Genomic DNA, 24,471 nt, shown 5'->3' on the forward strand with positions numbered 1-24,471 from the left:
GCAAGCAAGAAAGGAACTCGCTGTCGGTCGACTACCGACAAGCTCTGCCGCTCCCTGAGCGGACAATCTAAAACCGCCGTCGGTCGACTACCGACTAGCTCCGCCGCTTTCCGAGCGGCAAGCCTAAAACGGCCGTCGGCCGGCCACCGACAAACTACACCGCTCACTGAGCGGTAAACCTAAGGTCCGCCGTCGGTCGGCCACCGACAACCTCCGTCGCTCGATGAGCGGACAATCTCACAGCGTAGCGATCACATAGTCGACGGCGGCAATCTCTTTCCCGCCCTGTATGTACACCCGCGGGACCCGCCTGCCGATGAGGCAGGCCTCCTCATAGTTGATCGTGCCGTTGAGCGCGGCAAAATCGTCGAGGGTGATCGACTTGCCGCCCTCGCTGCCGATGAGGGTGACGACGTCGCCGCTGCGGGCCCCGTCGATCCCGGTCACGTCGACCATGAGCTGGTCCATGCAGACCGCGCCGGTGATGGGCGCGTACTGTCCGCGCACGATCACGCGGCCCTTGTTGGTGAAATTGCGGCGGTAGCCGTCGGCGTAGCCGATCGCGATGGAGGCGAGCCTCTGGCCGTCGTGCTCGGTGACATACCGGCGGCCGTAGCTGACGGCGATCCCGGCCTCGAGCGTCTTGACCATCGTGACGGTGGTGTAGAGGGACATGGCGGGCCGCAGGTCCGCCATCCCCGCGTATTCGGGGGAGGGGGGCAGACCATAGAGCACGACGCCGAGCCGCACCATGTCGAGGTGCATCTCAGGATAGGCGAGCGCCGCCGCGCTGTTGCAGCAGTGGCGCAGCGCGAAAGTAATTCCCCGCTTTTCCAGCAGCTCCACCGTGTCCAGGAAGGACCGGAACTGCATCCGGGTATAGTCCCGGCTGTCCCCGGCGCACTCGTCGGCGCAGGCGAAGTGGGTGAAGACGCCGGTGCAGGAAAGCCCGGGCAGCGCGCACACCCGCGCGATCTCCTCGGCGGCGCGCGCCTCATGGCCGTGCTGGGCGAAAAAGCCGATGCGGCTCATGCCCGTGTCGATCTTCACATGGCAGTCGATCACGGCCTTCTGTTCGACCGCGGCGCGGGAAAGCTCCCCCGCATACTCCTCCGAATAGACCGTCTGGGAGATACCCAGCTCCGCCAGGGTATGCGCCATCTCGGGCGGCGTGCAGCCCAGGATCAAAATCGGGCGGGCGACCTCCTGCCTGCGCAGGGAGATCGCCTCGTTAATATTGGAAACCGCGAACCAGTCGGCGCCCTCCTGCTGGAGCGCGCGGGAGACGTAGCCGTCCCCGTGGCCGTAGGCGTCCGCCTTGACCACCGCCATCGTGCGGCAGCCAGGCGTCAGGCGGCTTTTGAGCTCGCGGTAGTTGTGTACGATGCAGTCCAGGTCGATGTCCGCCCAGGTGCGGCGCAGGTAGTCCATGGTCTTATCCCCCGTCATTCATCCGCGTTCTTGTCCCTCACCATGAGCATCGCCAGGCCGGCGGTGTTCACAACGATCGAAAGCCCCAGTGTGATGAGGGCCCACACCGAGTTCGTATTGAATAAAAGAAGCAGGGCGACCAACAATATGATCACGCCGGCGGCGAGTATCCGCGCCCCGATTTTCCGCACGCTCATAGCTTTCCTTTCCTTTATCCCGCGGCTTGGCCGCCGCGTCGTTCCGTCCTTATAATATACACCAACCGCCCGGCTTTTACAACCGCGCGAAAAACTTTAACAGTTTCGTCAAGAATCGGAGGGACCCCCATGAATCTGATCCGAACCGACCTCGCGGTGGAAGCCGCCGAACCCTACCGGGACCGTCTGCCCGACGGCGTTTCGATCACAGAGGATGAGCGGGCGGGCGTCAAGCTCACCCGCGTGGAGATCACCAAACCCGAGGCCGCCGAGCGTCTCGGACGGCCGTGCGGCCGGTACATCACCCTTGAACTGCCCGCCGTGTCCTCCAGCGTGGAGCCGGCGGACGACGTGACCCATGCCGTCGCGGACGAGCTCTCCGCGCTGCTGCCCGCGGAGGGCTCGGTGCTCGTCGTCGGGCTCGGCAACGAACAGATTACCCCCGACGCGCTCGGCCCCCGCGCCGCCCACCAGGTGCTCGCCACCCGGCACATCCCCGCCCAGCTCGCGGAGCAGACCGGTCTTTCCGGCCTGCGGCCGGTGGCCTCCCTCGCGCCCGGCGTGCTCGGGCAGACGGGCATTGAGACGGGCGAGATCGTCCGTTCGATCGTGCGCGACCTCGCGCCCGCCTGCGTCATCGTGATCGACGCGCTCGCCTCCCGCTCCCTCGACCGGCTCGGCCGCACCATCCAGCTTTCCAACAGCGGCATCTCCCCCGGCTCGGGGGTGCTCAACGCCCGGCGGGAGCTGAGCGAGGAATCCCTCGGCGTGCCGGTCGTATCGGTCGGCATCCCCACCGTCGTCGACGGCGAGACCCTCGCCCGCGACATCCTCGGAGACGACGGCCGCGACGCCGCGCCCGGCGCTTCCGCCATGATGGTCACCCCCCGCGACATCGACGCGATCATCGAGCGGGGGGCCAAGCACCTTTCGCTCGCCATCAACGCCGCGCTCCAGCCCCAGCTCTCCCTCGAGGATATCACCTACCTCGTGTCGTAACCCCCCGGCATAAACCCCCTTCCCCCTGAATAGAATGCATAGAAACGCTTTTTATGCTTTGGGGGGCGGGAATGTGAAACGATATGGTCGTGCACCCGGGCCGGCGCGCCGCCTTGGGGCCGTCATCACAATGGTCGTTGTTCTGCCGCTGTCGATCATGGCGGTTTTTTCGCTTTCCCCCGACCTGGGCGAGCTGACCGAGCGCGCCGCGCTCATCTCGGCGATGGTAAACATGCCCGAGGGGTCGCTCGCCCTTTTGGAATCGCGGTTCGCGGACAAGATTGACCCCGCCTACTATCAGGGCGAGGAATCCCAGGTCGCGCCCTACGTCGCGCCCTTTGACGAGGAAGACGCCTCCGCCGCGCCGCAGGGCCTGCCCGAATCCTCCCCCGTCCCCGCCAAGCAGGTGCGCGTCGCCGACCCCTCTCCCGCCGCGGACAACTCCCATCCCGTACCCGCGGAATACCGGGGGCGGATCGTGCAGGAGAACATGGCGGGCTCGGGCGACAGCCTGATCCCCTACGGCGAGGGCCTGCTCCGCAACTATACCGAGGTGCCCGCCGACGACATCCGGGAGATCATGGAGCAGGGGCTCAACATCCGGCTGGAGGACACCCCCGCGCCGCAGGTGCTCATCTTCCACACCCACGCGACCGAGAGCTACGAGCCCTACGACAGTGAAAATTATGACATGCGGAATACTTGGCGGTCAACGGACAACACTAAGAATATGGTCGCGGTGGGCAACGCGCTGGAAAAGGCGCTGCGGGACGCGGGGATCGGGGTCGTGCACGACACGACCCAGCACGACTACCCCTCCTACAACGGCTCCTACGAGCGCAGCGCCGAAACGATCAAGTCCTATCTGGAGAAGTACCCGACCATCAAGATCGCGCTCGACGTGCACCGCGACGCCATCCAGCGGGAGGACGACCTCATCGTCAAGCCCACGGTGGAGATCAACGGCCGCAAGGCCGCCCAGCTCATGATCATCACCGGCAGCGACGACGGCACGATGAACGTCCCCGAGTGGCGGGAAAACCTGCGCTTTGCCGCGTCCCTTCAGGACGCCATCGAGCAGGACACCCCCGAGCTGACCCGCCCGATCTTCTTCTGCTACCGCAAATACAACATGGACCTGACCACCGGCTCGCTGCTCCTCGAGGTCGGCTCCAACGCCAACACCCTCGACGAGAGCGTCTATACCGCCGAGCTGGTCGGGAAGTCCCTCGCGCGGATGCTCAACGAAAACCGCGAAGCATCCCCGAAAACTGCTCCAAATGGATAGTCTATTGGTATAAACCTAAGGTGAAAATACAGGATGTTAAACAGAGATGCGCGCCTCTTTTGGGTTTCCTTTCTTTTGACCCTGATCCTGACGGGCTGGCTGGCCCTCTTCCTGTGGGTCGACACCACCAGCTCCCGCTATGAAAACGCAGCCGGCGTCCGCGCGCTTGAGATCGCGCCCGCCGGGGAACTCCGATACAGCGTCGCCCTGCTGGGCAGGCAGTACACCATGTCACTGGAGCCCTTCAATGCGTTCGAGGCCTGGCGGCAGGACCACGCCTGCCTCGTCACCCCGCGCCCGCTGCTGCTCGCGCAGCAGGGTTACGGCCTGCTCCTGCGGGGCTGGGACTTATTAGACAATTGGTATAAAAATTATGAATATCAACAAAACGTCATGAAATCACAGGAAGGCGTCCCGGTCGAACCGGACGCATGAACGCCGAAGGGGCCGCTCATAGAGCGGCCCCTTCGGCGTTCATTCAGTCCTGCTTCCATTTATAGACCGCGGCCAGCGTCTTTTCCCCGTCCGAACCGGGGTCCGCGTGCAGCTTCGCCTCGTACCGGATGTGACACCGCTGAAGGCAGAGGTCCAGAAAGCACAAGAAAATCCCCAGATCGATTTGGTTGTAGAACGCCACCTGGCCGGCGGGCATGATCCCGCTCCTGCCCGGCTTGCGCACGCGGTACACACGCAAGGTATCGCCTTCGCGTTCCACCAGCCACGGCTGCGTGTTGCAGGCGCTCGGCGCAAACCGGACAATTTCGGTGACGCCTTCGACGGGCTCCCCGCGCCAGATTTCGCCGACCGGCTTCCGTTTGCTCCGGAACAGGTCCTTGCGGAATTTTTGGCCGTCGTCGATTTTGGCAATGGCGATCATGATGACAAAATCGAGCCCCTCCGGCGGGGGCCCCGGCGCTTTTCCGATCCCGTACCACAGCGTCCCGATGTTTTGCGAGACAAGGGACAGCTCCAGCTGTTCGCCCAGGTACCCGATGTTCTGCAAATAATGGTCCTTCCTCTCGCTATACAGCAAAATACAGGCCTGCTGTCCGCGCTTGCAGGTGGTCTCCCCGGCCGGGACGATCCGAATGGCCGTCCGAATCCCGGGGCACAGGGGGACCAGGGACTGCCAGGTTTCCTCGATCGACCGCAGCTTATCGGAGGATATGCCGGTATCGCCGGTATCCCTGAACAGGTGAAACGATTTTCTCTTGAAAATCATATCGTAGAGGCTGTTGTTTAGCATGTCACCGTCCTCCCGTCAGGCGCGTAACAGATTTGAAAAAAGTGATTTGACAAGCATCCCGGCAGCAATTAAACTGTATGATAAGCTCGCATTTCCCAATAAAACGCGGAGGGATCAGATCATGGCGCTTCATCTTGCAGGCTGGAATGTTGTATTGGATTCCGATCGGGCGGACGAGCTGTCCGCATTTTACGAAAGGTTGCTTGGCTGGACGCGGTTCAAGGGCGAAGAATATACCGTCTTGGTGGACCTGGAGCAAACGGGGACCCCCACCTGGATCACCATCCAGCAGGCGGATGATTACCTTCCGCCCGTTTGGCCCGCGGCGCCGGAGGAGCAGCAGCAAATGGCGCATTTGGATTTCCACGTCGCGGATGTGGAAGAAGGGGTGAAGCACGCCCTGTCGTGCGGCGCGTCCATGTCGGAAGTCCAATTCGACGACCGCTGGCGGGTCATGCTCGACCCCGCGGGACATCCGTTCTGTATTCTGCCCCCCATCATGCCCTGGCCGTAAGGACGCTGCGTCCGGTTCGCCGGCCGTGGCGGCTGTTTTTTGCGCCGGCCCGCCTTTCGGGCCGGCGCTTTGCGTCCCGTCACCGGAGCAAATCCCTTTTTTAGCGCGGGTTCCCCGTCTCCCGCGGGGCCTTACATCGGCTTCAGGTTTTGATTGAGCCGGCCGACCATCCACGCCAGACGCTTTTTCCGCCCCTCGTCGGTCCTGGCGGCCAGATACGCTTTGGTATAGGTCCTCCTCACCGACGGTGACATCGCGGAAAAATACGTGTGGGCGGGCTCGTATCCCGCCAGCAGTTCGGAAACCGCCCGCACCTGCTCCTCCGTGACCGCCGGGGATTTTGGGGCGTCCCACTGTCCGTTTTGCTTCGCCTCCGCGATCTTTTCCCGGCCGAAGCAGGTCATGCGTCCCTGCCGCTCCAGCTTTTCAGCCAGCGCTTTGTTCTTCTCCGACCACTTGCTGTTCTCCCTGCGCGGGGAAAAATATTTTACGTAGGAGCTGTCGTCAATCCGCTGCATCTGTCCGTCGATCCAGCCAAAGCAGAGCGCCTCCTCCAGCGCCTCCGCCGCCGTGATCGTCCGCGGGCCGCCCGCCTTGCCGAAGAGCAGCCAGACGCCGCCGTCCGTCCGGCAGTGGTCCTGAAGCCACCCGCGGAACTCCTCCCTGCCGGAAAATTGCAGTCTTTCGTCCATGGCGCTTCCCCTTTCATTCGCTGTTCCCGGGGCTTCCGGGTCCGCCGCCGGGGTTAGAACCCGTCGTCGCGCAGGCGGGACACAAGCCCGACATACCATTCGATGACGTCGAAGCCCCGGTAGTCCTCCCGCTTGAGGTCGATGATGTCGCCGTGCGAAATGCCGCGGCGCCGCCGGCTGGAGAGCACGCCGCCGAACGTCCCCCACTTGGCCGAGTCGATACACACGAGGCCGTCGTTGGGGCCCCGGACGCACCGGAGCAGGAAATAGGGGATGCTGAGCAGCGGGTCGCTCAGCGGGTTTTTCATGACGGTGGCCCAGCTCCGGTAGCTGACGCGCGGGTCGTCGGGCGTTTCGGCGTTGAAGGCCTCCGCGAAGGCGGGCGCGAGCTGACGGCTGGCCGTGCACGCGTCGGGGGCCCGGTCCCCGACCTTGCGGAAGGCCGCGTCGACCATCCCGCAGATTTTGCGGTAGAGGCCGTCGGGCAGCTTCCCGAGCAGGTCCAGCAGCTCGGAGCCGCGGTGCGGGGTGGAGATCGTCGTGAGCGACGCCACGGTCTCCCCCATCCCAAGCCGGGTGATCAGGTAGCGCGCGTCGAGCCCGCCCTTGGAGTGCGCGATGATGTTGACCTTTTCGCAGCCCGTCTCCGTTTGGATCTCCAGGATTTTTGCGCGGATGGCCTCGGCGTTGTCCTCGATCGTGCCCCACGCCTGCTGGTGCCCGTAGTAGACCGCGGCGCCGTTCCGCTGCAATTCGCGCGGGATGCGGCCCCAGTAGTTGAAATATTTGAGGTCGCGGAAGCCGACCCCGTGCACGAGTAGCAGCGGATATTTCGTCCGGCAGACGTCCCGCTCCGCGCGCACCCGGCGCGCCTCCTCGCGGTAGCATTCGTGGTCGTATTCATCCCGCGCGGCCCGGCAGAGCCAGAGCATCAAAAAGAGGTTGACGACCGGGATCCACAGGTTCAGGACGAGCAGCACCCGCTTGACGATCCCCAGCCTGCGGCAGGTGAAGAGAATCCGCAGCGCGCCGCCGAGGATGACCAGCGCGACGAGCAGAAACGCCGCCGCGAGGTCGGCGGGGACGACCCAGCCCGGCAGGCCGCCCGCGAGCGGCGGCAGGACCCACAGGTAAAAGACCGCCTGCATCAAAAGCAGGAGCAGCCCGCCCCGCAGCGCCATGCGCCCGGCCCAGAGGACCCGGACGCGGCGGTTTTCGGTCTGGTAGTCCCGCGCGGGGAAAAACAGCAGGCGCAGGAGCGTCCAGGCGAAATAGACGCCCACCGCCAGCCGCACCGCCCAGAGGCCCGCCCCGCCAAGGCGGGAGAGCCGCTGCCACCAGAAGAGCGCGTGCGGCAGCAGCAGGGCGCAGAGCGCCATATGCCAGCGGCTCAGAAGGTCGAGCTTCTTCGCCGCGTCCAACAGGACCGCGCCCAGACAGGCCGCGATCAGCAATATTTTGAGCATCATCCGGGCACACTCCCCCTCGGCCGCAGCCGGCCGAACCCATTGTACGCCTTTTCCGCCCCGTTTTCCGGCGGGCGTCAGACCTCCCCGGGGCCGCGCGGCCTGCCGCATTCGCTGCACGCCGCGTCGTGGAGGGAGACGGCCCCGCCGCAGGCGGGACAGGTGAATTCTTCCCGCTGCGCCGCCAGAAACGCCTCCAGCCCCCGCGCCTTCACCGCCGCGCCGTTTTCCATGAGGCTCGCGTGATAGCGCTTGCGGTAGCTCCTGTCGAGGTTTTTCACCGGCTTGCAGGGGTAATCCGGGCACGCGAAGCAGTAGGCGAGGCCCCGCTCCCGGGCGCAGTCGCGGACGCCGCATTTCCGGCAGTGCTCCGGCTTGCCGCCGTCGCCGCCGAAGCAGCCGGGACAGGGCCTTTTGCTCATGCAGTGCCGGCAGCAGACCATGCAGTTCATGCCGCAGGGCGCGAACAACCTCTCATCGATCTTTTCGGGCATTTTCATCGGTCGGTCCACCCTTCCGCTTCTCCGCGCATATGGGATTGAAAAGCAGCGACCGACCGCATATGCCGGCGGGCGCGTCCCGTTGGTTCCATCCTACCACACCTTCCCCGCAAATGGCAAGGCCGAGTCCCTCCCGCGGCGGGAAGGATCCGGCCTGATTTCCAAATTCCTTTGAGAAGCGCGGCCGGGTATGTTATGATACAGAAAAGGCGTTCTGCCTTTGGGCCACGCCAAAATTCAATTGGAAACGAGGACGCGTATGGAACCGGATTTTATAAACCTGACGGAGGAAAACCTCGCCGAAGAGCATCTCTGCTGCATCATCCGCAGCAAAAAGCCCCACCCGGGCGTCGAGGCCAAGCGGCAATGGCTCGCCGCCCGGCTCAAGGAAGGCCATGTGTTCCGAAAGCTCGATGCGAAGGCGGTGGTTTTCATCGAATACGCCCCTCTTGAGACGGCGTGGGTCCCCGTCCTTGGCGGCAACTACATCTATCTTTACTGCCTCTGGGTCGACGGCGGCTGCAAGGGCAAGGGGTACGGGCGGTCGCTAATGGAGTCCTGTCTGGCCGACGCCAAAAGGCAGGGCAGGTCCGGCGTCTGCATGCTTGGGGCGAAAAAACAGAAGGCCTGGCTCTCCGACCAGGCGTTTGCGAAGAAGTTCGGCTTTGAGGCGGTCGACACGGCCGGGGACGAATACGAGCTGCTCGCGCTCTCCTTTGACGGGACCGTGCCGCAATTCGCGCCGAACGCGAAAAAACTGGCGATCGAAAGCCCGGAGCTCACGATCTGCTACAGCATGCAATGCCCCTTTATCCCCCAGCGCGTCGAGGCGGTCCGGCGGTACTGCGAGGAGCGCGGCGTCCCCCTCTCCCTCATTCCGGTGGACACCCTGCAAAAGGCGAAGGAGCTGCCCTGCGTCTTCAACAACTGGGCCGTGTTCTATGGGGGACGTTTCGTGACGGTCAACCAGCTCGACGCAGCCGGGATCGAGAGGATCCTCAAAAAAGGTTCCTGACGGGATCGCCGCCGCGCCGTATTGCATCCCGCCGGGCGGTTATGCTATAATTTAGTATTGGAAAAATTTTAGGATGCCCATTGGACGGGCGGAAACGGCAGGGCAAAATGGATAAGGAACACATCCGTAATTTCTGCATCATCGCGCATATCGACCATGGCAAAAGCACGCTGGCCGACCGCATCCTCGAACTCACCGAGGCGGTGAGCCAGCGGGACATGGAGGACCAGATCCTCGACAATATGGAGCTCGAGCGGGAGCGCGGCATCACGATCAAGGCGCGCGCCGTCACCCTCACCTACCACGCGGACGACGGGCAGGACTACCAGTTCAACCTGATCGACACCCCCGGACACGTCGACTTCAACTACGAGGTCTCCCGGTCGCTTGCCGCCTGCGAGGGCGCGGTGCTCGTGGTGGACGCGTCGCAGGGCATCGAGGCCCAGACGCTCGCCAACACCTATCTGGCGATCGAGCACGACCTCGAGGTCACCCCCGTCATCAACAAGATCGACCTGCCCGCCGCCGAGCCCGACCGGGTCGCGCAGGAGGTCGAGGACATCATCGGCATCCCCTGCATGGACGCCCCGCGCATCTCCGCCAAAACGGGCGAAAACGTCCACGCGGTGCTCGAGCGGGTCGTCGCGGACATCCCCGCCCCCGAGGGGGACGAAACCGCCCCGCTGCGCGCGCTCATCTTCGACAGCGTCTACGACAGCTACCGGGGCGTCATCGTCTACGTCCGCGTCATGGACGGCACCGTCCGGCCCGGCATGACCATCCGCATGATGTCCACCGGCGCCGAGTTCACCGTCGTCGAGTGCGGCGTGATGGGCGCGACCAGCCTCGTGCCGCAGGAGGAGCTTGCCGCGGGCGAGGTCGGCTACATCACCGCCTCGATCAAGACGGTGCGGGATACCGCCGTCGGCGACACCGTCACCGACGCCGAGAATCCCGCCGCCGAGCCCCTGCCCGGCTACCGCAAGGTACTGCCGATGGTCTTTTCGGGCATCTACCCGCAGGACGGCGCCAAATACCCCGACCTGCGCGACGCGCTCGAAAAGCTCCAGCTCAACGACGCCTCCCTCTCCTTTGAGCCGGAATCCTCCGTCGCGCTCGGCTTCGGCTTCCGCTGCGGCTTCCTCGGGCTTCTGCACATGGAGATCGTGCAGGAACGACTCGAGCGGGAGTTCAATCTCGACATCGTCACGACGCTGCCAAGCGTCGTCTACAGGCTCCAGATGCAGAGCGGTGAGGAGCTCACGATCGACAATCCCGCCAGCTATCCCGACCCGGCGCAGATCGTATCGGCGCAGGAGCCGTTTGTCAAGGCGAACATCTTTACGCCGCCCGCCTACATCGGCAACATCATGGAGCTCTGCCAGGACCGCCGGGGGGTCTATCTCGACACCAAATACCTCGACGCCGACCGGGTCGAGCTGCATTACGAGCTGCCCCTCAACGAGATCGTCTACGATTTCTTCGACGCGCTCAAATCCCGCACCCGCGGCTACGCCTCCTTCGACTATGAGATGTGCGGCTATCGCGACAGCAAGCTCGTCAAGCTCGACATCCTTTTAAACAGCGAGGTCGTCGACGCGCTCTCCTTCATCGCCCACGCCGACAAGGCCTATCCGCGCGCGCGGCGCATCTGTGAAAACCTGCGGGACAACATCCCCCGCCAGCTCTTCGAGGTGCCCATCCAGGCCGCCATCGGCGGCAAGGTCATCGCCCGCGAAACCGTCAAGGCGCTGCGTAAGGACGTGCTTGCCAAATGCTACGGCGGCGACATCACCCGCAAAAAGAAGCTGCTCGAAAAACAGAAGGAAGGCAAAAAGAAGATGCGCCAGCTCGGCTCCGTCTCGATCCCGCCCGAGGCGTTCACCGCCGTGCTCAAGCTCGACTCGAAGGACTAGAGGAGGCTTCTATGTTTTTCTGGAACCGCAGGGAGCTCTGGATGGGGACCTCCATGGAGGAGTACGCCCGCGTCACCGGCCTGCTGCGCGGGGCGGGGATCCGGTACGACTTCCGCACCGTCGACGCGGCGCGGGACGCGCGCCGGAGCGGCTCCCTCGGCGTCGATCTGGCGGCCGCCATGGCCTACTATGTCTATGTGCGCAAGGACGAATTTTCGCGCGCCGCGCAGCTGATCGGCCGGTAGGGGCTTCCTTAGATTTGCCGCGCTATGCCCGGCAAGGCTTCCAAGGGAATTGCCGCCCGAGGGCGGCAAGAATTACGAGCGCGTTCCGCCGCGCGCCACGGGTTCCTTTTCGGACGGACGAAAAGGAACCAAAAGTCCCCTTGAGAATCCCCCGGGAGACGCCTTGCCAGTACCCGCAGGTTGCGATTGCTCCCCGCGGGTCCATAAGCTGTGGGCACAATTCAGGTTGCGGTGCTCCCAACGGCCGTTGACGGAAAGCTCGGCGAAGACGCGTGGCGGAAAACAACACGCCGCAGGCGTGTTCGCACGCAAAGCGCGCGCGGGCGGCTATGCCGCCCGGTTTTCCGCCTCTTTGTGGGCGCTGCGCGCCACGAAAAAGCGGTCGTGTCTCCCCGGACGCACCTGTAAGAAGGTTCCGGAGGCTCGTCAGCAGAGGCGTTGCGCCTGCGGCGCGGCGGCTGACGGGCTGCTGTAGGCTGGTACTTCGATCCGTGTTACGGGGCCGCGACCTTTAAGGGCCTACGGCCCCGTCGCGGCCTGGGGGTCAAGGGAGCGAAGCCACCTTGCGTCCTTCTTTGGTGACTTTCTTTGACGTAAAGAAAGTCACTCGCCGCCGGTCGACCACCGGCAAGCCCCGCCGCCCACTAGGCGGCATATATAAGAAGGCCCCTGCCGCTCGCAGGGCGGCAAAAAAGGAGATTCCCATGTGCGACGCCCTCTACATCCATATCCCCTTTTGCGAGCGCAAGTGCCCCTACTGCGACTTCTATTCGGTGGCGGCGGACGAGGCGCTGATGGACGCCTATACCGATGCGGCCATCCGCTCCCTCGGGCGGGCGCCCTACGCGCTCGCGCCGCTCGACACCGTCTATTTCGGCGGCGGCACCCCTTCGGTACTGGGGGGCCGCCGCCTTTCGCGCATCCTCGAGGCGGCGGACGCGCGCTTTGGGATCGCTTCGGGCGCGGAGATTACCGTCGAGTGCAACCCCCATTCGGCGCTTGGGCGGGAGCTTTCCATCCTGCGGGCGGCGGGCGTCAACCGCCTTTCGTTTGGGATGCAGAGCGCCGACGACGGCCAGCTTCGGCGGCTCGGACGGCTGCATACCGCCGCCGACGTGGTTTCGGCGGTGGAGACGGCGCGGGGCTGCGGCTTCGCGCATTTTTCGCTCGACCTCATGCTCGCCACGCCCGGCCAGACCCCTGCGGACATCGACCGGGCTGTCGGCCTGTGCGGCAGGCTCGGCGCGGAGCATGTGAGCGCCTACCTGCTCAAGATCGAGCCGGGCACCCCCTTTGACCGGCAGGGGGTCGCGGCGGCCTGCCCGGACGAGGAGGGACAGGCCGCGGCCTACCTGCACGCGGTCGGAGCGCTGGAGGCGGGAGGCTGGAAGCAGTACGAGATCAGCAATTTCGCGCGGGAGGGCCGCGTCGCCCGCCACAACCTCAAATACTGGGACTGCCGGGAATACCTCGGCGTGGGACCGTCGGCCCACTCGTTCGTAAATGGGCGGCGGTTCTATTTCCCGCGCGACCTGCGGGGATTCCTCGCGTCGGGCGGGGATTTCTCCCGGGCCGTCGACGACGGCCCGGGCGGGGACGCAGAGGAATACTTGATGCTCCGCCTGCGGCTTTCCGAAGGGGTGCGCTGGGACGCTCTCGCGGCCCGCTATCCCGGCTTTGGCGCGGAAAATCTGCGCGAAAAAGCCCGCCGGATTCCCGGCGGGCTGATAACGCTTGATTCGGACGGCCTGCGCCTCACGGCGGAGGGATTTCTCCTCTCCAACGCGGTGATCGGGGAGCTGCTCGGCTAATCAGACGTCCATCATCTTCCTGAGCTGCTTGCCCAGATCGGAGGCGACCCCCTTGACCCCGTCGATGATCTCGTTGATGCCCGTTTCGATCTCCTTGGCCTCGGCGGCCTTGAAGAAGTCGCGGGAACGGGTCTTGCGGTAACGCTTGACCATCTGGCGGATGCGCTCGGTCTCCTGCGCGGTCAGCGGCTGTTCGGGCCGTTTGAGCATGAGCAGCACGTTCGCGCAGTCGGAGAGCAGCTCGGTGTATTCGTCGTCCACCTGCTTTTTGAAGCGGGCGGTCATCTGCGCCTCGTCGTTCGGGTCGGTGAAACGGAGCTCGACGATCGACGCCTCCCCACCGAGCTGGCGGATCTTCTGCGCCAAAGCGGAAAACTGCTGCATGCTCTGGGCCGTGTTGGGCAACAGGGCGACCCCTTGCTTGAAGTATTCGGCGCCGATCTCCTTGAGCTTTCGCCAGACGTAGACCCGTGCCTTCGAGGGATTGATCGGCACGTTATAGCTCAGCGCCAGCCAGACGGTCCGCGGCATACGGCCCACCTCCCAACTCGTATCGACAAATTTCGCGTCCCACCACACACAACGGGGCGCGATCTGATTTTATTGTAACCGTTGTTTCCTTTTTCGTCAACACCCGGCCGCCCGGATGGTGGAATTTCTCTTGCATGGAAGGGCCGCGGATGGTAGAATAATGAAATGAATTGTTTTCCGTCCGCGGGCGGATTTTGAAAGGATGGTCATCCCCCATGTCGGTGAGAAACCTCTCCCTGCCGGAGCACTATTTTTCCAAACTCGATATCATGGAGACCGAAATCGCCATCAAGCTGGCGAAGGACACCTTTGAGCGGGAGCTCGCGCGTTACCTCGAATTGACGCGCGTGTCCGCACCCCTCTTCGTACAGCCCGAGACCGGCCTCAACGACGACCTCAACGGCGTCGAACGGCCGGTGCAGTTCGATATCCTCGACCTCGGCTCCGACGTGCAGATCGTCCACTCGCTGGCGAAATGGAAGCGCCTCGCGCTCGCGCGCTACGGCTTCGCGCCCGGCACCGGGCTCTACACCGATATGAACGCCATCCGCCGCGACGAGGTGCTCGACAATCTCCACTCGGTCTATGTCGACCAGTGGGACTGGGAAAAGGTCATCACCCGCGAACAGCGGTGCGCCGAAACGCTGAAAGATACCGTGCGCCAGATCATGAAGGCGCTCTGCAAGACGCAGGAGACGCTTGCCAACCAGTTCTCCTGCCTCGAACGCTACCTGCCGGAACAGATCTCCTTCGTTACGAGCCAGCAGCTCGAGGACGAATACCCCGCCCTCTCTCCCAAGGAGCGGGAGGACGCGGCCGCCAAAAAGTACGGCGCGGTCTTCATCATGCAGATTGGCGGCGCGCTCAAGTCCGGCAAGCCCCACGACGGCCGCGCGCCCGACTACGACGACTGGTCCCTAAACGGCGACATCATCATCTGGTACCCGGTGCTCGGGCGGGCGCTGGAGCTCTCCTCGATGGGCATCCGCGTCGACGCCGACGCGCTGCGCCGCCAGCTTGAAATCTCCGGTCACACCGAGCGTGCGTCGATGCCCTTCCACAAGATGCTGCTCGAGGGCCGCCTCCCGCTCACGATGGGCGGCGGCGTCGGCCAGAGCCGCATCTGTATGGCGATGCTCCAGAAGGCCCACATCGGCGAGGTGCAGGCGTCCGTCTGGCCGGACGACATGCGCGACGCCTGCGAGGCGTCGGGCATCCACCTGCTGTAACCAAGGGGAACTTTTGAAAAAGTTCCCCCTGGACCCCTTCAAAACTTTTGATTCAGGCACACCGCGGCGCTTCGCCGCCCACGCGCCCCGTGAGACAAAATTTTCGCCCGCCGTTTTTAAAAGGCGGCGGGGTCGGCGGGGGGGGGGGGCCCCCCCGCGTCGCGCCCGCAGGCGCGAAATGCTTGATCCTTCAGGCGTATTTTCTTTACTGCTTTCTTTTACAAGAGAAAAGAAAGCAGGCCCGCCGAAGCGCGGGAAACGGAGAGGGAGGGAAACACATGGATTTGACAAAGCTGTTCGGCTGCCGGGTGTTCGGCGACGCCGCGATGCGCGAGCATCTCTCGCGCGAGGTCTACGAAAGCCTGCGGCGCACCCGCGAGGCGGGGCTGCCGCTCGACCCGTCGATCGCGCAGGCGGTCGCGGAGGGGATGAAGGACTGGGCGATCGCGCAGGGCGCCACCCACTACACCCACTGGTTCCAGCCGCTGACCAACATCACCGCCGGCAAGCACGACGCGTTCATCGAACCGGACGGCGAGGGCGGCATGATGCTCGAATTTTCCTCCAAGGCGCTCATCAAGGGGGAGCCGGACGCGTCGAGCTTCCCGTCGGGCGGGCTGCGCGCCACCTTTGAGGCGCGCGGATACACCACCTGGGACCCCACCTCCCCCGCCTTCGTCAAGGACGGCACCCTCTATATCCCGACCGCCTTCTGCTCCTACGGCGGCGAGGCGCTCGACCAGAAGACCCCCCTCCTGCGTTCGATGCAGGCGGTCGGCAGCGAAGGGGTCCGCCTGCTGCACCTGCTCGGCGAGGAATCCGTCAGCTATGTCATCCCGACGGTCGGCGCGGAGCAGGAGTATTTCCTCATCGACCGCGCGCTCTACGAGCAGCGCCTCGACCTGAAGATCTGCGGCCGCACCCTCATCGGCGCGAAGCCCCCCAAGGGGCAGGAGCTCGACGACCACTACTGCGGACGCATCCGCCTGCGGGTGTCCGACTTCATGCACGCGCTGGACGAGGAGCTCTGGTCGCTGGGGGTGCCCGCCAAGACCAAGCACAACGAGGCGGCCCCCGCCCAGCACGAGCTGGCCCCCGTCTACGACCAGGCGAACATCGCCTGCGACCACAACCAGCTCACGATGGAGATGATGCGGGTCGTCGCCAAAAGGAAAAACCTCGCCTGCCTGCTGCATGAAAAGCCCTTCGCGGGCATCAACGGCAGCGGCAAGCACAACAACTACTCCCTCGTCACCGACACCGGCAAAAACCTGCTCTCCCCCTCGGGGGACCCGGTGCGGAACCGGCGCTTCCTGCTGCTGGCGGCGGCCTTTGTCCAGGTGGTGGACGAGTACGGCGACCTGCTGCGCGCGTCGGCCGCCTGCGCGGGCAACGACCAGCGCCTCGGCGGCTGCGAGGCTCCGCCGCCGGTGATCTCCGTCTTCCTCGGGGAGGCGCTCACCCGCACCCTCTTCTCCTTCGCCGACGGCGGCGGCTGCCCCGAGGAGCACCGCCAGCTGCTCAAGACCGGCGTGGACGCGCTGCCCGAGCTCGTCAAGGACGACTCCGACCGCAACCGCACCTCCCCCTTCGCCTTCACCGGCAACAAGTTCGAGTTCCGCATGCCGGGCGCGTCCCAGTCGATCGCGCTGACCAACGTCGTGCTCAACACCGCGCTCGCCGACGTCTTTTCCGGCTTCTCCGACCGGCTGGAGCGCGCCGCCGACCGCGACGCGGAAATCTGCGCCCTCATCTCCGAGGTCATGCAAAAGCACGGCCGCATCATCTATAACGGCAACAACTATTCCGAGGCGTGGGTTCAGGAGGCCCGGCGGCGGGGCCTGCCCATCATCCCCTCGACCGTCGAGGCGTTCGACTGTCTCGTCGCGCCCAAAAATATCGCCCTTTTCGCGCGGCACGGCGTCTTTACCGAGGCCGAGTGCATCTCCCGGCATGAGATCCTGCTGGAAAACTACGTCAAGGTCGTCGGCATCGAGGCCGCCACCCTCATCGAGATGGTGCGGCGGCAGGTCTATCCCGCCGTCGTGCGTTACACCGGCGAGATCGCCGAGACGGTCAACCGGATGCGCACCGCGGGCGCGGCGGCCGTCTCCACCGTGCGGCTGCTCGACACCCTCACCGCGCTCGTCGACCAGATCGACAGCGAGCTCGGCGCCCTGCGGGACGCCTATGCGCGCAGTCAGTCGATCGAGGACGTGCACGCCCACGCCGAATTCATGCGCAGCGACATCCGCCTGTGCATGGAGAGCCTGCGGGCCGCCTGCGACGCCGCCGAGACGATCATGGACGGAACCTGCTGGCCGATGCCGACCTACACCGACCTGCTTCTGCGCGTATAAAACTACATAAAACGAGGGCGGAGCCTTTGGCTCCGCCCTCGTTTTTCCGTTTTATTGTGCGAGCCCGGCGGCGGCAAGCGCCTCCGAGACCTTGATCAGCCGCTGGTTGCGGCTGCCCCGGTACTCCAGCGTCAAATCGCGCTCCGCCTCGAGATACGGCCCGTCGACCAGCAGGTCGGCCAGCCGCAGCAGGCGCAGAACGGCGGGATTTTGTTCGCCCATTTGCAATAACTGTTCAAATGTATACCCAGAGTAAATCGCAATGTTCTTGCCGAGCGCGCGGATGCGTTCCCCGAGCGCGGCGAGCGCCTCCGGCTGGCAGAAGGGTTCCCCGCCCGAAAAGGTCACGCCGCTCATCAGCGGGTCGGCCTTCACCTGCCGCACGATCTCGTCGGGGTCGGCGGGGTAGCCGCCGGCAAAGTCGTGGGTCTGGGGGTTGTGGCAGCCGGGACAGCGGTGCGGGCACCCCTGCACAAAGACGACGTACCGCATCCCCGGGCCGTCGACGATCGAGTCGGAGACGCACCCCGCGACGCGCAGCGGCGGAATCTCTTCCGCCGGCATCAGAGCTTTACTTCACGGCTGACGGTGTGCTTGACCCGCTCGCCCACCTCGGCGCGCTTTGCGTCGTTGAACCGGTCGAGGGTTCCCACCAGATAGCCGGTGATGCGGCGGATGCGCTCGAACCCGACGCCCTTGCCGACCATTTCCACGCCGTCCTGATTGATCTGTACCATAAAAAATGCCTCCTCATTTAATCGTTCTAAATTGTTCAGAAGGAAAGCGGATTCGCGCTGCGCTCGCTCTCCTCAAAGGGGTCCCCGCAGTAGCCGCAGTTGGCGGCGCTCTCCTGCCAGCAGCCGAGCTCCCGCAGCTTCTGGACGCTCACGGCCTCCCCCTCGCGCCTGCCGCAGCGGGGGCAGACCTCGTCGATGATGCCGGTGTAGCCGCAGACGGGGTCGCGGTCGACCGGGTGGTTGATCGAGCCGTAGCCGATGCCGCACTCCTTCATGTAGCGCACCACCTGCTCAAACGCGTCGAGGTTTTTCAGCGGGTCGCCGTCCAGCTCGATGTAGGAGATGTGCCCCGCGTTGGTCAGCGCGTGGTAGGGCGCCTCGAGGCGGATCTTCTCGCTGGCGGAGATGTTGTAGTAGACGGGGATGTGGAAGGAGTTGGTGTAGAACTCGTGGTCGGTGATCCCTTCGAGCTCCCCGAACTGCTTGCGGTCCATCCGCACGAACCGCCCCGAAAGCCCCTCGGCCGGGGTGGCGAGCAGGGTGTAGTTGAAGCCGGTGGCGCGGGTCGCGTCGTCCATGCGGCGGCGCATGTGCCCGATGATCTCCAGCCCGAGGTTCTGCGCGTACTCGCTCTCCCCGTGGTGCTGGCCGATCAGCGCCTTGAGCGTCTCCGCCAGCCCGATGAAGCCCATCGACAGGGTGCCGTGTTTGAGCACCTCGCGCACCTCGTCATCGGGACCGAGCTTGTCCGAATCGATCCACACCCCCTGCCCCATCAGGAAGGGGTAGTTGCGGACCTTCTTTTTCGCTTGGATTTCAAACCGCTCCATGAGCTGGTCGATCACGAGGTCGATCTTGCGGTCGAGCTCCTCGAAGAACCAGTCGACGTCCCCCTTCGCGCGGATGGCGATGCGCGGCAGGTTCACCGAGGTGAAGCTCAGGTTGCCGCGGCCGTTGACGATCTCGCGGGTGGGGTCGTAGTGGTTGCCGATCACGCGGGTGCGGCAGCCCATGTAGGCGATCTCCGTCTCGGGGTGGCCGGGCTTGTAGTACTGGAGGTTGTAGGGCGCGTCGATGAAGGAAAAGTTGGGGAAGAGCCGCTTGGCCGACACGCGGCAGGCGAGCTTGAAGAGGTCGTAGTTGGGTTCGCCGTCGTTAAAGTTGATCCCCTCCTTCACCTTGAAGATGTGGATGGGGAAGATGGGGGTCTCGCCGTTGCCGAGCCCCGCCTCGGTGGCGCGCAGCACGCATTCGACCACAAGGCGGCCCTCCGGCGAGGTGTCGGTGCCGTAGTTGATCGACGAGAAGGGGATCTGCGCGCCCGCGCGGGAATGCATCGTGTTGAGGTTGTGGACGAACGCCTCCATCGCCTGGTAGGTGGCGCGGCGGGTCTCCTTGACCGCCTCCCGGCGGGCGAACTGCTGGAGCTTTTCCGCCGTCTCCCCGTCGGTGTATTCGTGCAGCAGCTCGGCCTCCTGGTCGCGGTAGCCGTTGTCGTCCGCAAAGACGGGGCCGATCCCCCGCGCGTCGGAAATCCCGTCGCGGATCGCCTTGGCGATCCCCTCCGCGTCGTCGATGCCGCAGAAGAGCTCGAGCCCCTTGGCGAGGTTGCGGGTGTAGAGCTTGCGGTAGGTCTTCGCCACCCCCTTGGCCATTCCGTAGTCGAAGTTGGGGATGCTCTGCCCGCCGTGCTGGTCGTTCTGGTTGGACTGGATGGCGATGCAGGCGAGGGCCGCGTAGCTCGAGATGTCGTTGGGCTCCCGCAGAAAGCCGTGCCCGGTGCAGAAGCCGCCGGTGAAGAGCTTGTCGATGTCGATCTGGCAGCAGGTGGTCGTCAGCGTCAGGAAATCGAGGTCGTGGATGTGGATGTCCCCCGCCAGGTGCGCCTTCGAGTGCTCGGGCCGCAACACGAACATGTGGTAGAACTGCTTGGCCCCCTCGGAGCCGTATTTGAGCATCGTGCCCATCGCGGTGTCGCCGTCGATGTTGGCGTTCTCCCGCTTGATGTCGTTCTCGTCCGCCGACTTGTAGGTGAGCTCCTCATAGGTCTTCATGAGGCGGGTGTTCATATCGCGCACGCGGGTGCGCTGCGCGCGGTAGAGGATGAACTCCTTGGCGGTGCGGGCGTGGCCGTTGTCCACGAGCGTGCGCTCCACCGCGTCCTGGATCTCCTCGACCGTGGGGCTCTGGTTCCCGGCCTCCTCGAGGGAGGCGGCCACCTGCTCCGCCAGCGCGCGGGCCATCTCGTAATCGCTGCCGCCCAGCGCCTGCGCCGCCTTGAAGATCGCGGCCGCGATCTTGTCGAGGTCGAACAGGACGCACCGGCCGTCGCGCTTTACAATCGTCTGTATCATTCGGGTACCCTCCGTTATCTTGTTGTCCCCATATTTTGTGGTATTTTTCTTTATTTTCCACAAGATATAGTTCCATTTCATCACGCAGTTTCTATTTTAATGGAAAACAGGTTCCCTGTCAATGGTGAAAAACACATTTTTTAGTAGCGGTTTTTTCGTTTGACACAAGATGTTGTGTTTTTGGCGAATTCTGGGGATTTCGGCCGAACCCCCGCGGCGCAGCAAATCCCGGGCTTTTTCGCACCTTTTGGGTGCGCGCGGGTTTGCAAACCGACGCGAATTCTGATAGAATTTGACTAAGATTTCAACGGAAGGTGCCGCCATGAGAAAACTGCGCGCAGCCGCTTTGATATTGTCCCTGCTGCTCCTGCTGGGCGGATGCGGGAGCTCCGCCGGCGAGATCATCCGCTACGACGTCCCCACGGGCGTTTCCCTGCTCGACCCCCAGTTCGCGACCGACACGACCGCCCGCATGATCATCTCCAACACCTTTGAGGGGCTCTACCGCCAGCTTCCCGACGGCGAGGTGGTCCCCCGCCTCGCCGAAAGCAGCGAGGTCTCGGACGACGGGCTTGTCTGGACCTTCCGCCTGCGCCGGGACGCCGTGTGGAACGCCTCCAGCAGCCGGTCCGCCTTCCACGAGGCCCCCGTGACCGCACACGACTTCGCCTTCGCGCTCTCCCGCATGTTCGACCCGGCGGCGTTCAGCCCCTTCGCGGGGGAATTTTCCTCGGTCAAAAACGCCTCGCTCATCCTGAGCGGCGCGGCGCCCCAGTCCTCGCTCGGCGTACGCGCACTTGACGACTACACGCTGGAGATCGCCCTCGTCCGGCAGGACAGCCGCCTGCCCGAGCTGCTCTCCGCGAGCTACGCGATGCCCTGCAGCCGGGAATTTTTCGAGTCGACGCGCGCCCGCTACGGCTTCGACATCGGGAGCCTGCTCTGCAACGGCCCCTTCTATCTCTACAACTGGAACAACGACCGGGTGATCTCCCTGCGCCGCAACAGGCATTACCTCGACGACCAGCCGGTCGTCGCGCGCGGGGTGGACCTCTATACGCCCGGCGCGGCGGACGGCGCGGAACCCGCCGCCCGTTTCCTCGCGGGCGAGACGGACGCCTGCAAGGTCTCCTTCTCCGACCTTCCCGCCGTGGAGGGCGCGGGCGGGCAGGTCGCCTCCTTTGAGGACACCGTGTGGGTGCTCCTGCTCAACGGACACACGGAGCACCTCGCAAACACGAACATCCGCCAGGCGGTCGCCTACAGCGTCAACCGTTCCCTCTTTGAGGGCCGGCTCCCCGGCAACCTGCGCGCCGCCGACACGCTGGTGCCGCCCGCCATCCTCTGGCAGGGGGAGTCCTTCCGGGCGCGGGCCGGGGAAAAGGGGCCGCTCGTCTCGAGCCCCGACCTCGCCAAGCGCTGCTATGTGGCGGGGCTCGAGGACCTCGGGCTCTCCGCCCTGCCGCTGGGGGAGCTGCTCGTCTGCGAGGGCAACAACCAGCGGGCGCTGGCCGGGTACGTCCAGCAGGGGCTCCAGCGGTCCCTCGGGCTCTTCGCCGGGCTTAACGTCCTGCCGCAGGAGGAGGCCCTCGAACGGGTGCGGGAGGGCGATTTTGACGCGGCCATCGTGCCCCTCTCGGCCGCCTATTCCTCCCCCGACGCGCTGCTCTCCCTCTTCCGGTCCGGCTCGGGGCAGAACTGGGCGGGCTATTCCAACGCCGATTTCGACGCGCTGCTCGATTCGGCCTCCACCCTCAGCGGCGTTGAGCTGTTCGATGCCTACCGTCAGGCGGAGACCCTCCTGCTCGAGGACGGCGCGGTCATCCCCCTCTACTTCGAAACGAGCTACTACGCCTCGGGCAAGGGCGTCACCGGCATCGGGTTTTCGCCCTTCTTGACGGGCGTCTCCTTCCAGTCGGCCGACAGGGAATAGCCCCCGCTTGACAAGAACCCGGCCCTGTGATAGAATACAGCCAAATCTAAGAAAGCACGAGGTTTCTGCGAAAGATGCGTAAATAACAGCCGATGAATCAAGAACACACCACGGCGGCCGCTGCGGCCGTCTTATGTTGTTCTGTCCGGCTGGCATCCGCCGCAGAAATTTTTATTGCCCGCAATAAAAATGCGCCTCCCCGCCCCTGGGCGGCAGCGCCGCGCGCCCGTGCGCTTTTTTGCAAGGCCGCGCGCTTTCTGCGAATCGGAATCCCTCCCGGACAGGACGTCCGGGAGGGATTTTTATGTATCTGTTACAGGCGCGGGACCTCAAAAAAAGCTTTGGGGTCCGCATGCTCTTTTCCGTGGATAAGCTCGAGGTCCACGACGGCGACCGCATCGGGCTGGTTGGCGCGAACGGCGCGGGCAAATCGACGCTCTTAAACATCCTCTTTGGCGGAGAGCCCGCCGACGAGGGAATCATAGACCGGCGCTGCCCCATCGCGCTCGTCCGCCAGTCGGGCGAGGCGGAGGGCGAGGGCGACGGGCGGACGCTCCGGGAGTGGGCGTTGGCGGACGGCGCCCGCAAGAGCGGCGGGGAGCGCACCCGCGCCGCGCTGGCGGCGGCCTTTTCACGCGGGGACCCGCTGCTCTTCGCCGACGAGCCGACCACCAACCTCGACCTCGACGGCATCGAGACGCTGCAAAAGCAGCTCCGCGGGTACCGCGGCGCGGTGGTGCTCGTCTCCCACGACCGCGCGCTGCTCGACCGGGTGTGCACCGCAATCTGGGCGATCGAGGAGGGGACGGTGCGGGTCTTCCCAGGCGGCTATTCCGCGTGGATCGCCGAGCGCGACCGGGAACGCGCCTTCCGGCAGTTCGAGTATGACCAGTACCGCGCGGAAAAGGCCCGCCTGCTCGCGGAGGCGCGCGACCTGCGGGAAGCGGCGCGCGGGATGCGGAAAATGCCCCGGCGCATGGGACTCAGCGAGGCGCGGCTCCACAAGGGCACCGCCTCGATCCCCCAGGGCACGGTGGAGGCGCGGGCCAAGGCGCTCTCCCGCCGCGCGGAACGCCTGGAGGCGCGGGAACGCCCCGGAGACCTGCCCGAGGTGCGCATGGCGCTCGGCGCCGCGCACCCCGTCACCGCCAAAACCGCCGCGCGCGTCGAGGGACTGACCGTCCGCTACGGGCCGCGCACCGTCCTGAAGGACGCCTCCTTCTCCCTGCCCACCGGCAGCCGCACCGTCATGCTCGGTCCCAACGGCGCGGGCAAGACCACCCTTCTGGAGCACCTGATGCGCGATGGCGAATGTGCCCGGTTCGCCGAGGGGGTGAAGCCGGGGTATTTCTCCCAGAATCACGAGGTGCTCGACCCCCAAAAGACGGTGCTCGAAAACGCGCGGGCCGATTCCCCGCTCGAGGAGCACGAGGTGCGCACCATCCTCGCCAATCTCGGTATCGCCGGGGACGACGTGCACAAAATCGCGGGGACCCTCTCGGGCGGCGAACGCGCCAAGGCGGTCTTCGCGCGGCTGCTCGCCTCCGACTGCAACCTGCTCGTCCTAGACGAGCCGACCAACCACATCGACCTCTACACCGCTGAGGCGCTTGAGAGCCTCCTGCGAAAATGGAAAGGCACCCTGCTCGTCGTGACCCACGACCGCCGCCTTGCCGAGCAGGTCGCGGAGCGGCTGCTCTTCGTCGAACAGGGCGGCGTCTCCGCCTTTGAGGGCGGCTGGCAGGCCTGGCGGGAGGAGCAGGCACGCCGGGCCGCTCCACGCGACGCTGGGCTCGACGAGCTCATCGAGCGGATGCGCCGCGCGGCGGAGTTCTCTTAATTTTTCCGCTCGTGGGCGGAGGAGGTTGCCGCGCTGCGCCCGGCAGAATCCTCTTGAGTTTGCCGCGCTGCGCCCGGCAGGGCGTCGACGGGAATTGCCGCCCGTGGGCGGTAAGAATCACGAGCGCGTTCCGCCGCGCGCCACGGGTTCCTTTTCGGACGGACGAA

The 24,471-nt window shown here is 64.9% G+C and carries 21 protein-coding genes and 1 pseudogene; 12 read left to right on the top strand and 10 right to left on the bottom strand.

Annotation, left to right across the window (positions count from 1 at the left end; all coding sequences use genetic code 11):
- Positions 1–237 precede the first annotated feature (237 nt).
- Together alr and NE609_RS13135 are read right to left on the bottom strand one after the other, a co-directional pair.
- Positions 238–1,449: an alanine racemase gene (gene alr, locus NE609_RS13130; RefSeq protein WP_243107476.1), complete on the bottom strand. Its 1,212-nt coding sequence runs from the start codon at positions 1,447–1,449 to the stop codon at positions 238–240.
- Positions 1,446–1,628 (bottom strand): hypothetical protein, encoded by a 183-nt coding sequence (locus NE609_RS13135; protein WP_101548394.1) that lies wholly within the window; start codon positions 1,626–1,628, stop codon positions 1,446–1,448. Before NE609_RS13135 ends, alr begins: the two co-directional genes overlap by 4 nt.
- A gap of 129 nt (positions 1,629–1,757) precedes the next feature.
- Here NE609_RS13135 and gpr point away from each other — a divergent pair, with 129 nt between their 5' ends.
- The 3 genes from gpr to NE609_RS13150 all read left to right on the top strand — a co-directional run bounded on the left by gpr (position 1,758) and on the right by NE609_RS13150 (position 4,350).
- Positions 1,758–2,627, top strand: a complete 870-nt coding sequence (gene gpr, locus NE609_RS13140) for a GPR endopeptidase (protein ID WP_256152751.1) — start codon at positions 1,758–1,760, stop codon at positions 2,625–2,627.
- A gap of 73 nt (positions 2,628–2,700) precedes the next feature.
- Positions 2,701–3,915 carry a stage II sporulation protein P gene (gene spoIIP, locus NE609_RS17855; protein WP_256152752.1) on the top strand — a complete coding sequence of 405 codons (1,215 nt, stop codon included), beginning with the start codon at positions 2,701–2,703 and terminating at the stop codon, positions 3,913–3,915.
- Positions 3,916–3,948: 33 nt separating this feature from the next.
- Complete coding sequence (locus NE609_RS13150; RefSeq protein ID WP_256152753.1) at positions 3,949–4,350, top strand: hypothetical protein; 402 nt, start codon at positions 3,949–3,951, stop codon at positions 4,348–4,350.
- 43 nt (positions 4,351–4,393) lie between these two features.
- On the opposite strand, the gene NE609_RS13155 is transcribed toward NE609_RS13150, so the two are convergent.
- Positions 4,394–5,161, bottom strand: coding sequence for a nitroreductase family protein (locus tag NE609_RS13155; RefSeq protein WP_256152754.1), 768 nt, complete (start codon positions 5,159–5,161; stop codon positions 4,394–4,396).
- Positions 5,162–5,282: 121 nt separating this feature from the next.
- Between NE609_RS13155 and NE609_RS13160 the strand changes: the two genes are divergently transcribed.
- On the top strand, positions 5,283–5,675 hold the full coding sequence (locus tag NE609_RS13160) for a VOC family protein (RefSeq protein WP_101548373.1): 393 nt from the start codon (positions 5,283–5,285) through the stop codon (positions 5,673–5,675).
- Between the two features lie 131 nt (positions 5,676–5,806).
- Here NE609_RS13160 and NE609_RS13165 read toward each other — a convergent pair whose 3' ends face one another.
- From NE609_RS13165 to NE609_RS13175, 3 genes are all read right to left on the bottom strand, one after another.
- Positions 5,807–6,367 carry a YdeI family protein gene (locus NE609_RS13165; RefSeq protein WP_256152755.1) on the bottom strand — a complete coding sequence of 187 codons (561 nt, stop codon included), beginning with the start codon at positions 6,365–6,367 and terminating at the stop codon, positions 5,807–5,809.
- A 53-nt stretch (positions 6,368–6,420) separates the two neighbouring features.
- Positions 6,421–7,836 carry a triacylglycerol lipase gene (locus NE609_RS13170; RefSeq protein ID WP_256152756.1) on the bottom strand — a complete coding sequence of 472 codons (1,416 nt, stop codon included), beginning with the start codon at positions 7,834–7,836 and terminating at the stop codon, positions 6,421–6,423.
- A gap of 74 nt (positions 7,837–7,910) precedes the next feature.
- Positions 7,911–8,333, bottom strand: a complete 423-nt coding sequence (locus NE609_RS13175; RefSeq protein ID WP_256152757.1) for a DUF3795 domain-containing protein — start codon at positions 8,331–8,333, stop codon at positions 7,911–7,913.
- Positions 8,334–8,592: 259 nt separating this feature from the next.
- Between NE609_RS13175 and NE609_RS13180 the strand changes: the two genes are divergently transcribed.
- From NE609_RS13180 to hemW, 4 genes are all read left to right on the top strand, one after another.
- Positions 8,593–9,348, top strand: coding sequence for a GNAT family N-acetyltransferase (locus NE609_RS13180; protein WP_256152758.1), 756 nt, complete (start codon positions 8,593–8,595; stop codon positions 9,346–9,348).
- 107 nt (positions 9,349–9,455) lie between these two features.
- Entirely contained in the window at positions 9,456–11,264 is a 1,809-nt protein-coding gene (lepA, locus tag NE609_RS13185) for a translation elongation factor 4 (protein ID WP_101553155.1), read from the top strand.
- Between the two features lie 11 nt (positions 11,265–11,275).
- Positions 11,276–11,509: a hypothetical protein gene (locus tag NE609_RS13190; RefSeq protein WP_256152759.1), complete on the top strand. Its 234-nt coding sequence runs from the start codon at positions 11,276–11,278 to the stop codon at positions 11,507–11,509.
- 704 nt (positions 11,510–12,213) lie between these two features.
- A complete protein-coding gene (gene hemW, locus NE609_RS13195; RefSeq protein ID WP_256152760.1) occupies positions 12,214–13,320 on the top strand; it encodes a radical SAM family heme chaperone HemW in 1,107 nt (368 codons plus the stop codon).
- Here hemW and NE609_RS13200 read toward each other — a convergent pair whose 3' ends face one another.
- On the bottom strand, positions 13,321–13,851 hold the full coding sequence (locus NE609_RS13200; RefSeq protein WP_121587519.1) for a Chromate resistance protein ChrB: 531 nt from the start codon (positions 13,849–13,851) through the stop codon (positions 13,321–13,323). It abuts the gene before it with no gap.
- A 215-nt stretch (positions 13,852–14,066) separates the two neighbouring features.
- On the opposite strand from NE609_RS13200, the gene asnA reads away from it, so the two are divergent.
- Together asnA and NE609_RS13210 are read left to right on the top strand one after the other, a co-directional pair.
- Entirely contained in the window at positions 14,067–15,080 is a 1,014-nt protein-coding gene (gene asnA / locus NE609_RS13205) for an aspartate--ammonia ligase (protein ID WP_256152761.1), read from the top strand.
- Between the two features lie 278 nt (positions 15,081–15,358).
- The gene (locus tag NE609_RS13210; RefSeq protein ID WP_121587517.1) at positions 15,359–17,440 is read left to right on the top strand and encodes a glutamine synthetase III; all 2,082 of its coding nucleotides are present in this window, start codon (positions 15,359–15,361) and stop codon (positions 17,438–17,440) included.
- Between the two features lie 51 nt (positions 17,441–17,491).
- On the opposite strand, the gene nrdG is transcribed toward NE609_RS13210, so the two are convergent.
- The 3 genes and pseudogenes from nrdG to NE609_RS13225 form a co-directional block, all read right to left on the bottom strand.
- Positions 17,492–18,004 (bottom strand): anaerobic ribonucleoside-triphosphate reductase activating protein, encoded by a 513-nt coding sequence (gene nrdG / locus NE609_RS13215; RefSeq protein WP_256152762.1) that lies wholly within the window; start codon positions 18,002–18,004, stop codon positions 17,492–17,494.
- Positions 18,004–18,132, bottom strand: a pseudogene (gene nrdD / locus NE609_RS13220) (anaerobic ribonucleoside-triphosphate reductase); the annotation flags it as partial. The pseudogene nrdD and the gene nrdG, both read right to left, overlap by 1 nt.
- Positions 18,133–18,212: 80 nt before the next feature.
- Positions 18,213–20,531 carry an anaerobic ribonucleoside triphosphate reductase gene (locus NE609_RS13225; protein ID WP_256152763.1) on the bottom strand — a complete coding sequence of 773 codons (2,319 nt, stop codon included), beginning with the start codon at positions 20,529–20,531 and terminating at the stop codon, positions 18,213–18,215.
- 322 nt (positions 20,532–20,853) lie between these two features.
- On the opposite strand from NE609_RS13225, the gene NE609_RS13230 reads away from it, so the two are divergent.
- Both NE609_RS13230 and abc-f read left to right on the top strand, forming a co-directional pair.
- Entirely contained in the window at positions 20,854–22,464 is a 1,611-nt protein-coding gene (locus NE609_RS13230) for a peptide ABC transporter substrate-binding protein (protein WP_256152764.1), read from the top strand.
- Positions 22,465–22,768: 304 nt separating this feature from the next.
- On the top strand, positions 22,769–24,304 hold the full coding sequence (abc-f, locus tag NE609_RS13235; RefSeq protein WP_256152765.1) for a ribosomal protection-like ABC-F family protein: 1,536 nt from the start codon (positions 22,769–22,771) through the stop codon (positions 24,302–24,304).
- The last annotated feature ends 167 nt before the right edge of the window (positions 24,305–24,471 follow it).

Source organism: Anaerotruncus sp. DFI.9.16 (assembly GCF_024461615.1).
In the GTDB taxonomy this organism is placed as follows: domain Bacteria; phylum Bacillota; class Clostridia; order Oscillospirales; family Ruminococcaceae; genus Anaerotruncus; species Anaerotruncus massiliensis.

Bases quoted from the DNA above. Each gene is read 5' to 3' on its own strand.
- alr (WP_243107476.1), bottom strand. From the start codon at position 1,449: ATGACGGGGGATAAGACCATGGACTACCTGCGCCGCACCTGGGCGGAC.
- NE609_RS13135 (WP_101548394.1), bottom strand. From the start codon at position 1,628: ATGAGCGTGCGGAAAATCGGGGCGCGGATACTCGCCGCCGGCGTGATC.
- gpr (WP_256152751.1), top strand. From the start codon at position 1,758: ATGAATCTGATCCGAACCGACCTCGCGGTGGAAGCCGCCGAACCCTAC.
- NE609_RS13150 (WP_256152753.1), top strand. From the start codon at position 3,949: ATGTTAAACAGAGATGCGCGCCTCTTTTGGGTTTCCTTTCTTTTGACC.
- NE609_RS13155 (WP_256152754.1), bottom strand. From the start codon at position 5,161: ATGCTAAACAACAGCCTCTACGATATGATTTTCAAGAGAAAATCGTTT.
- NE609_RS13160 (WP_101548373.1), top strand. From the start codon at position 5,283: ATGGCGCTTCATCTTGCAGGCTGGAATGTTGTATTGGATTCCGATCGG.
- NE609_RS13165 (WP_256152755.1), bottom strand. From the start codon at position 6,367: ATGGACGAAAGACTGCAATTTTCCGGCAGGGAGGAGTTCCGCGGGTGG.
- NE609_RS13170 (WP_256152756.1), bottom strand. From the start codon at position 7,836: ATGATGCTCAAAATATTGCTGATCGCGGCCTGTCTGGGCGCGGTCCTG.
- NE609_RS13175 (WP_256152757.1), bottom strand. From the start codon at position 8,333: ATGAAAATGCCCGAAAAGATCGATGAGAGGTTGTTCGCGCCCTGCGGC.
- NE609_RS13180 (WP_256152758.1), top strand. From the start codon at position 8,593: ATGGAACCGGATTTTATAAACCTGACGGAGGAAAACCTCGCCGAAGAG.
- lepA (WP_101553155.1), top strand. From the start codon at position 9,456: ATGGATAAGGAACACATCCGTAATTTCTGCATCATCGCGCATATCGAC.
- NE609_RS13190 (WP_256152759.1), top strand. From the start codon at position 11,276: ATGTTTTTCTGGAACCGCAGGGAGCTCTGGATGGGGACCTCCATGGAG.
- hemW (WP_256152760.1), top strand. From the start codon at position 12,214: ATGTGCGACGCCCTCTACATCCATATCCCCTTTTGCGAGCGCAAGTGC.
- NE609_RS13200 (WP_121587519.1), bottom strand. From the start codon at position 13,851: ATGCCGCGGACCGTCTGGCTGGCGCTGAGCTATAACGTGCCGATCAAT.
- asnA (WP_256152761.1), top strand. From the start codon at position 14,067: ATGTCGGTGAGAAACCTCTCCCTGCCGGAGCACTATTTTTCCAAACTC.
- NE609_RS13210 (WP_121587517.1), top strand. From the start codon at position 15,359: ATGGATTTGACAAAGCTGTTCGGCTGCCGGGTGTTCGGCGACGCCGCG.
- nrdG (WP_256152762.1), bottom strand. From the start codon at position 18,004: ATGCCGGCGGAAGAGATTCCGCCGCTGCGCGTCGCGGGGTGCGTCTCC.
- NE609_RS13225 (WP_256152763.1), bottom strand. From the start codon at position 20,531: ATGATACAGACGATTGTAAAGCGCGACGGCCGGTGCGTCCTGTTCGAC.
- NE609_RS13230 (WP_256152764.1), top strand. From the start codon at position 20,854: ATGAGAAAACTGCGCGCAGCCGCTTTGATATTGTCCCTGCTGCTCCTG.
- abc-f (WP_256152765.1), top strand. From the start codon at position 22,769: ATGTATCTGTTACAGGCGCGGGACCTCAAAAAAAGCTTTGGGGTCCGC.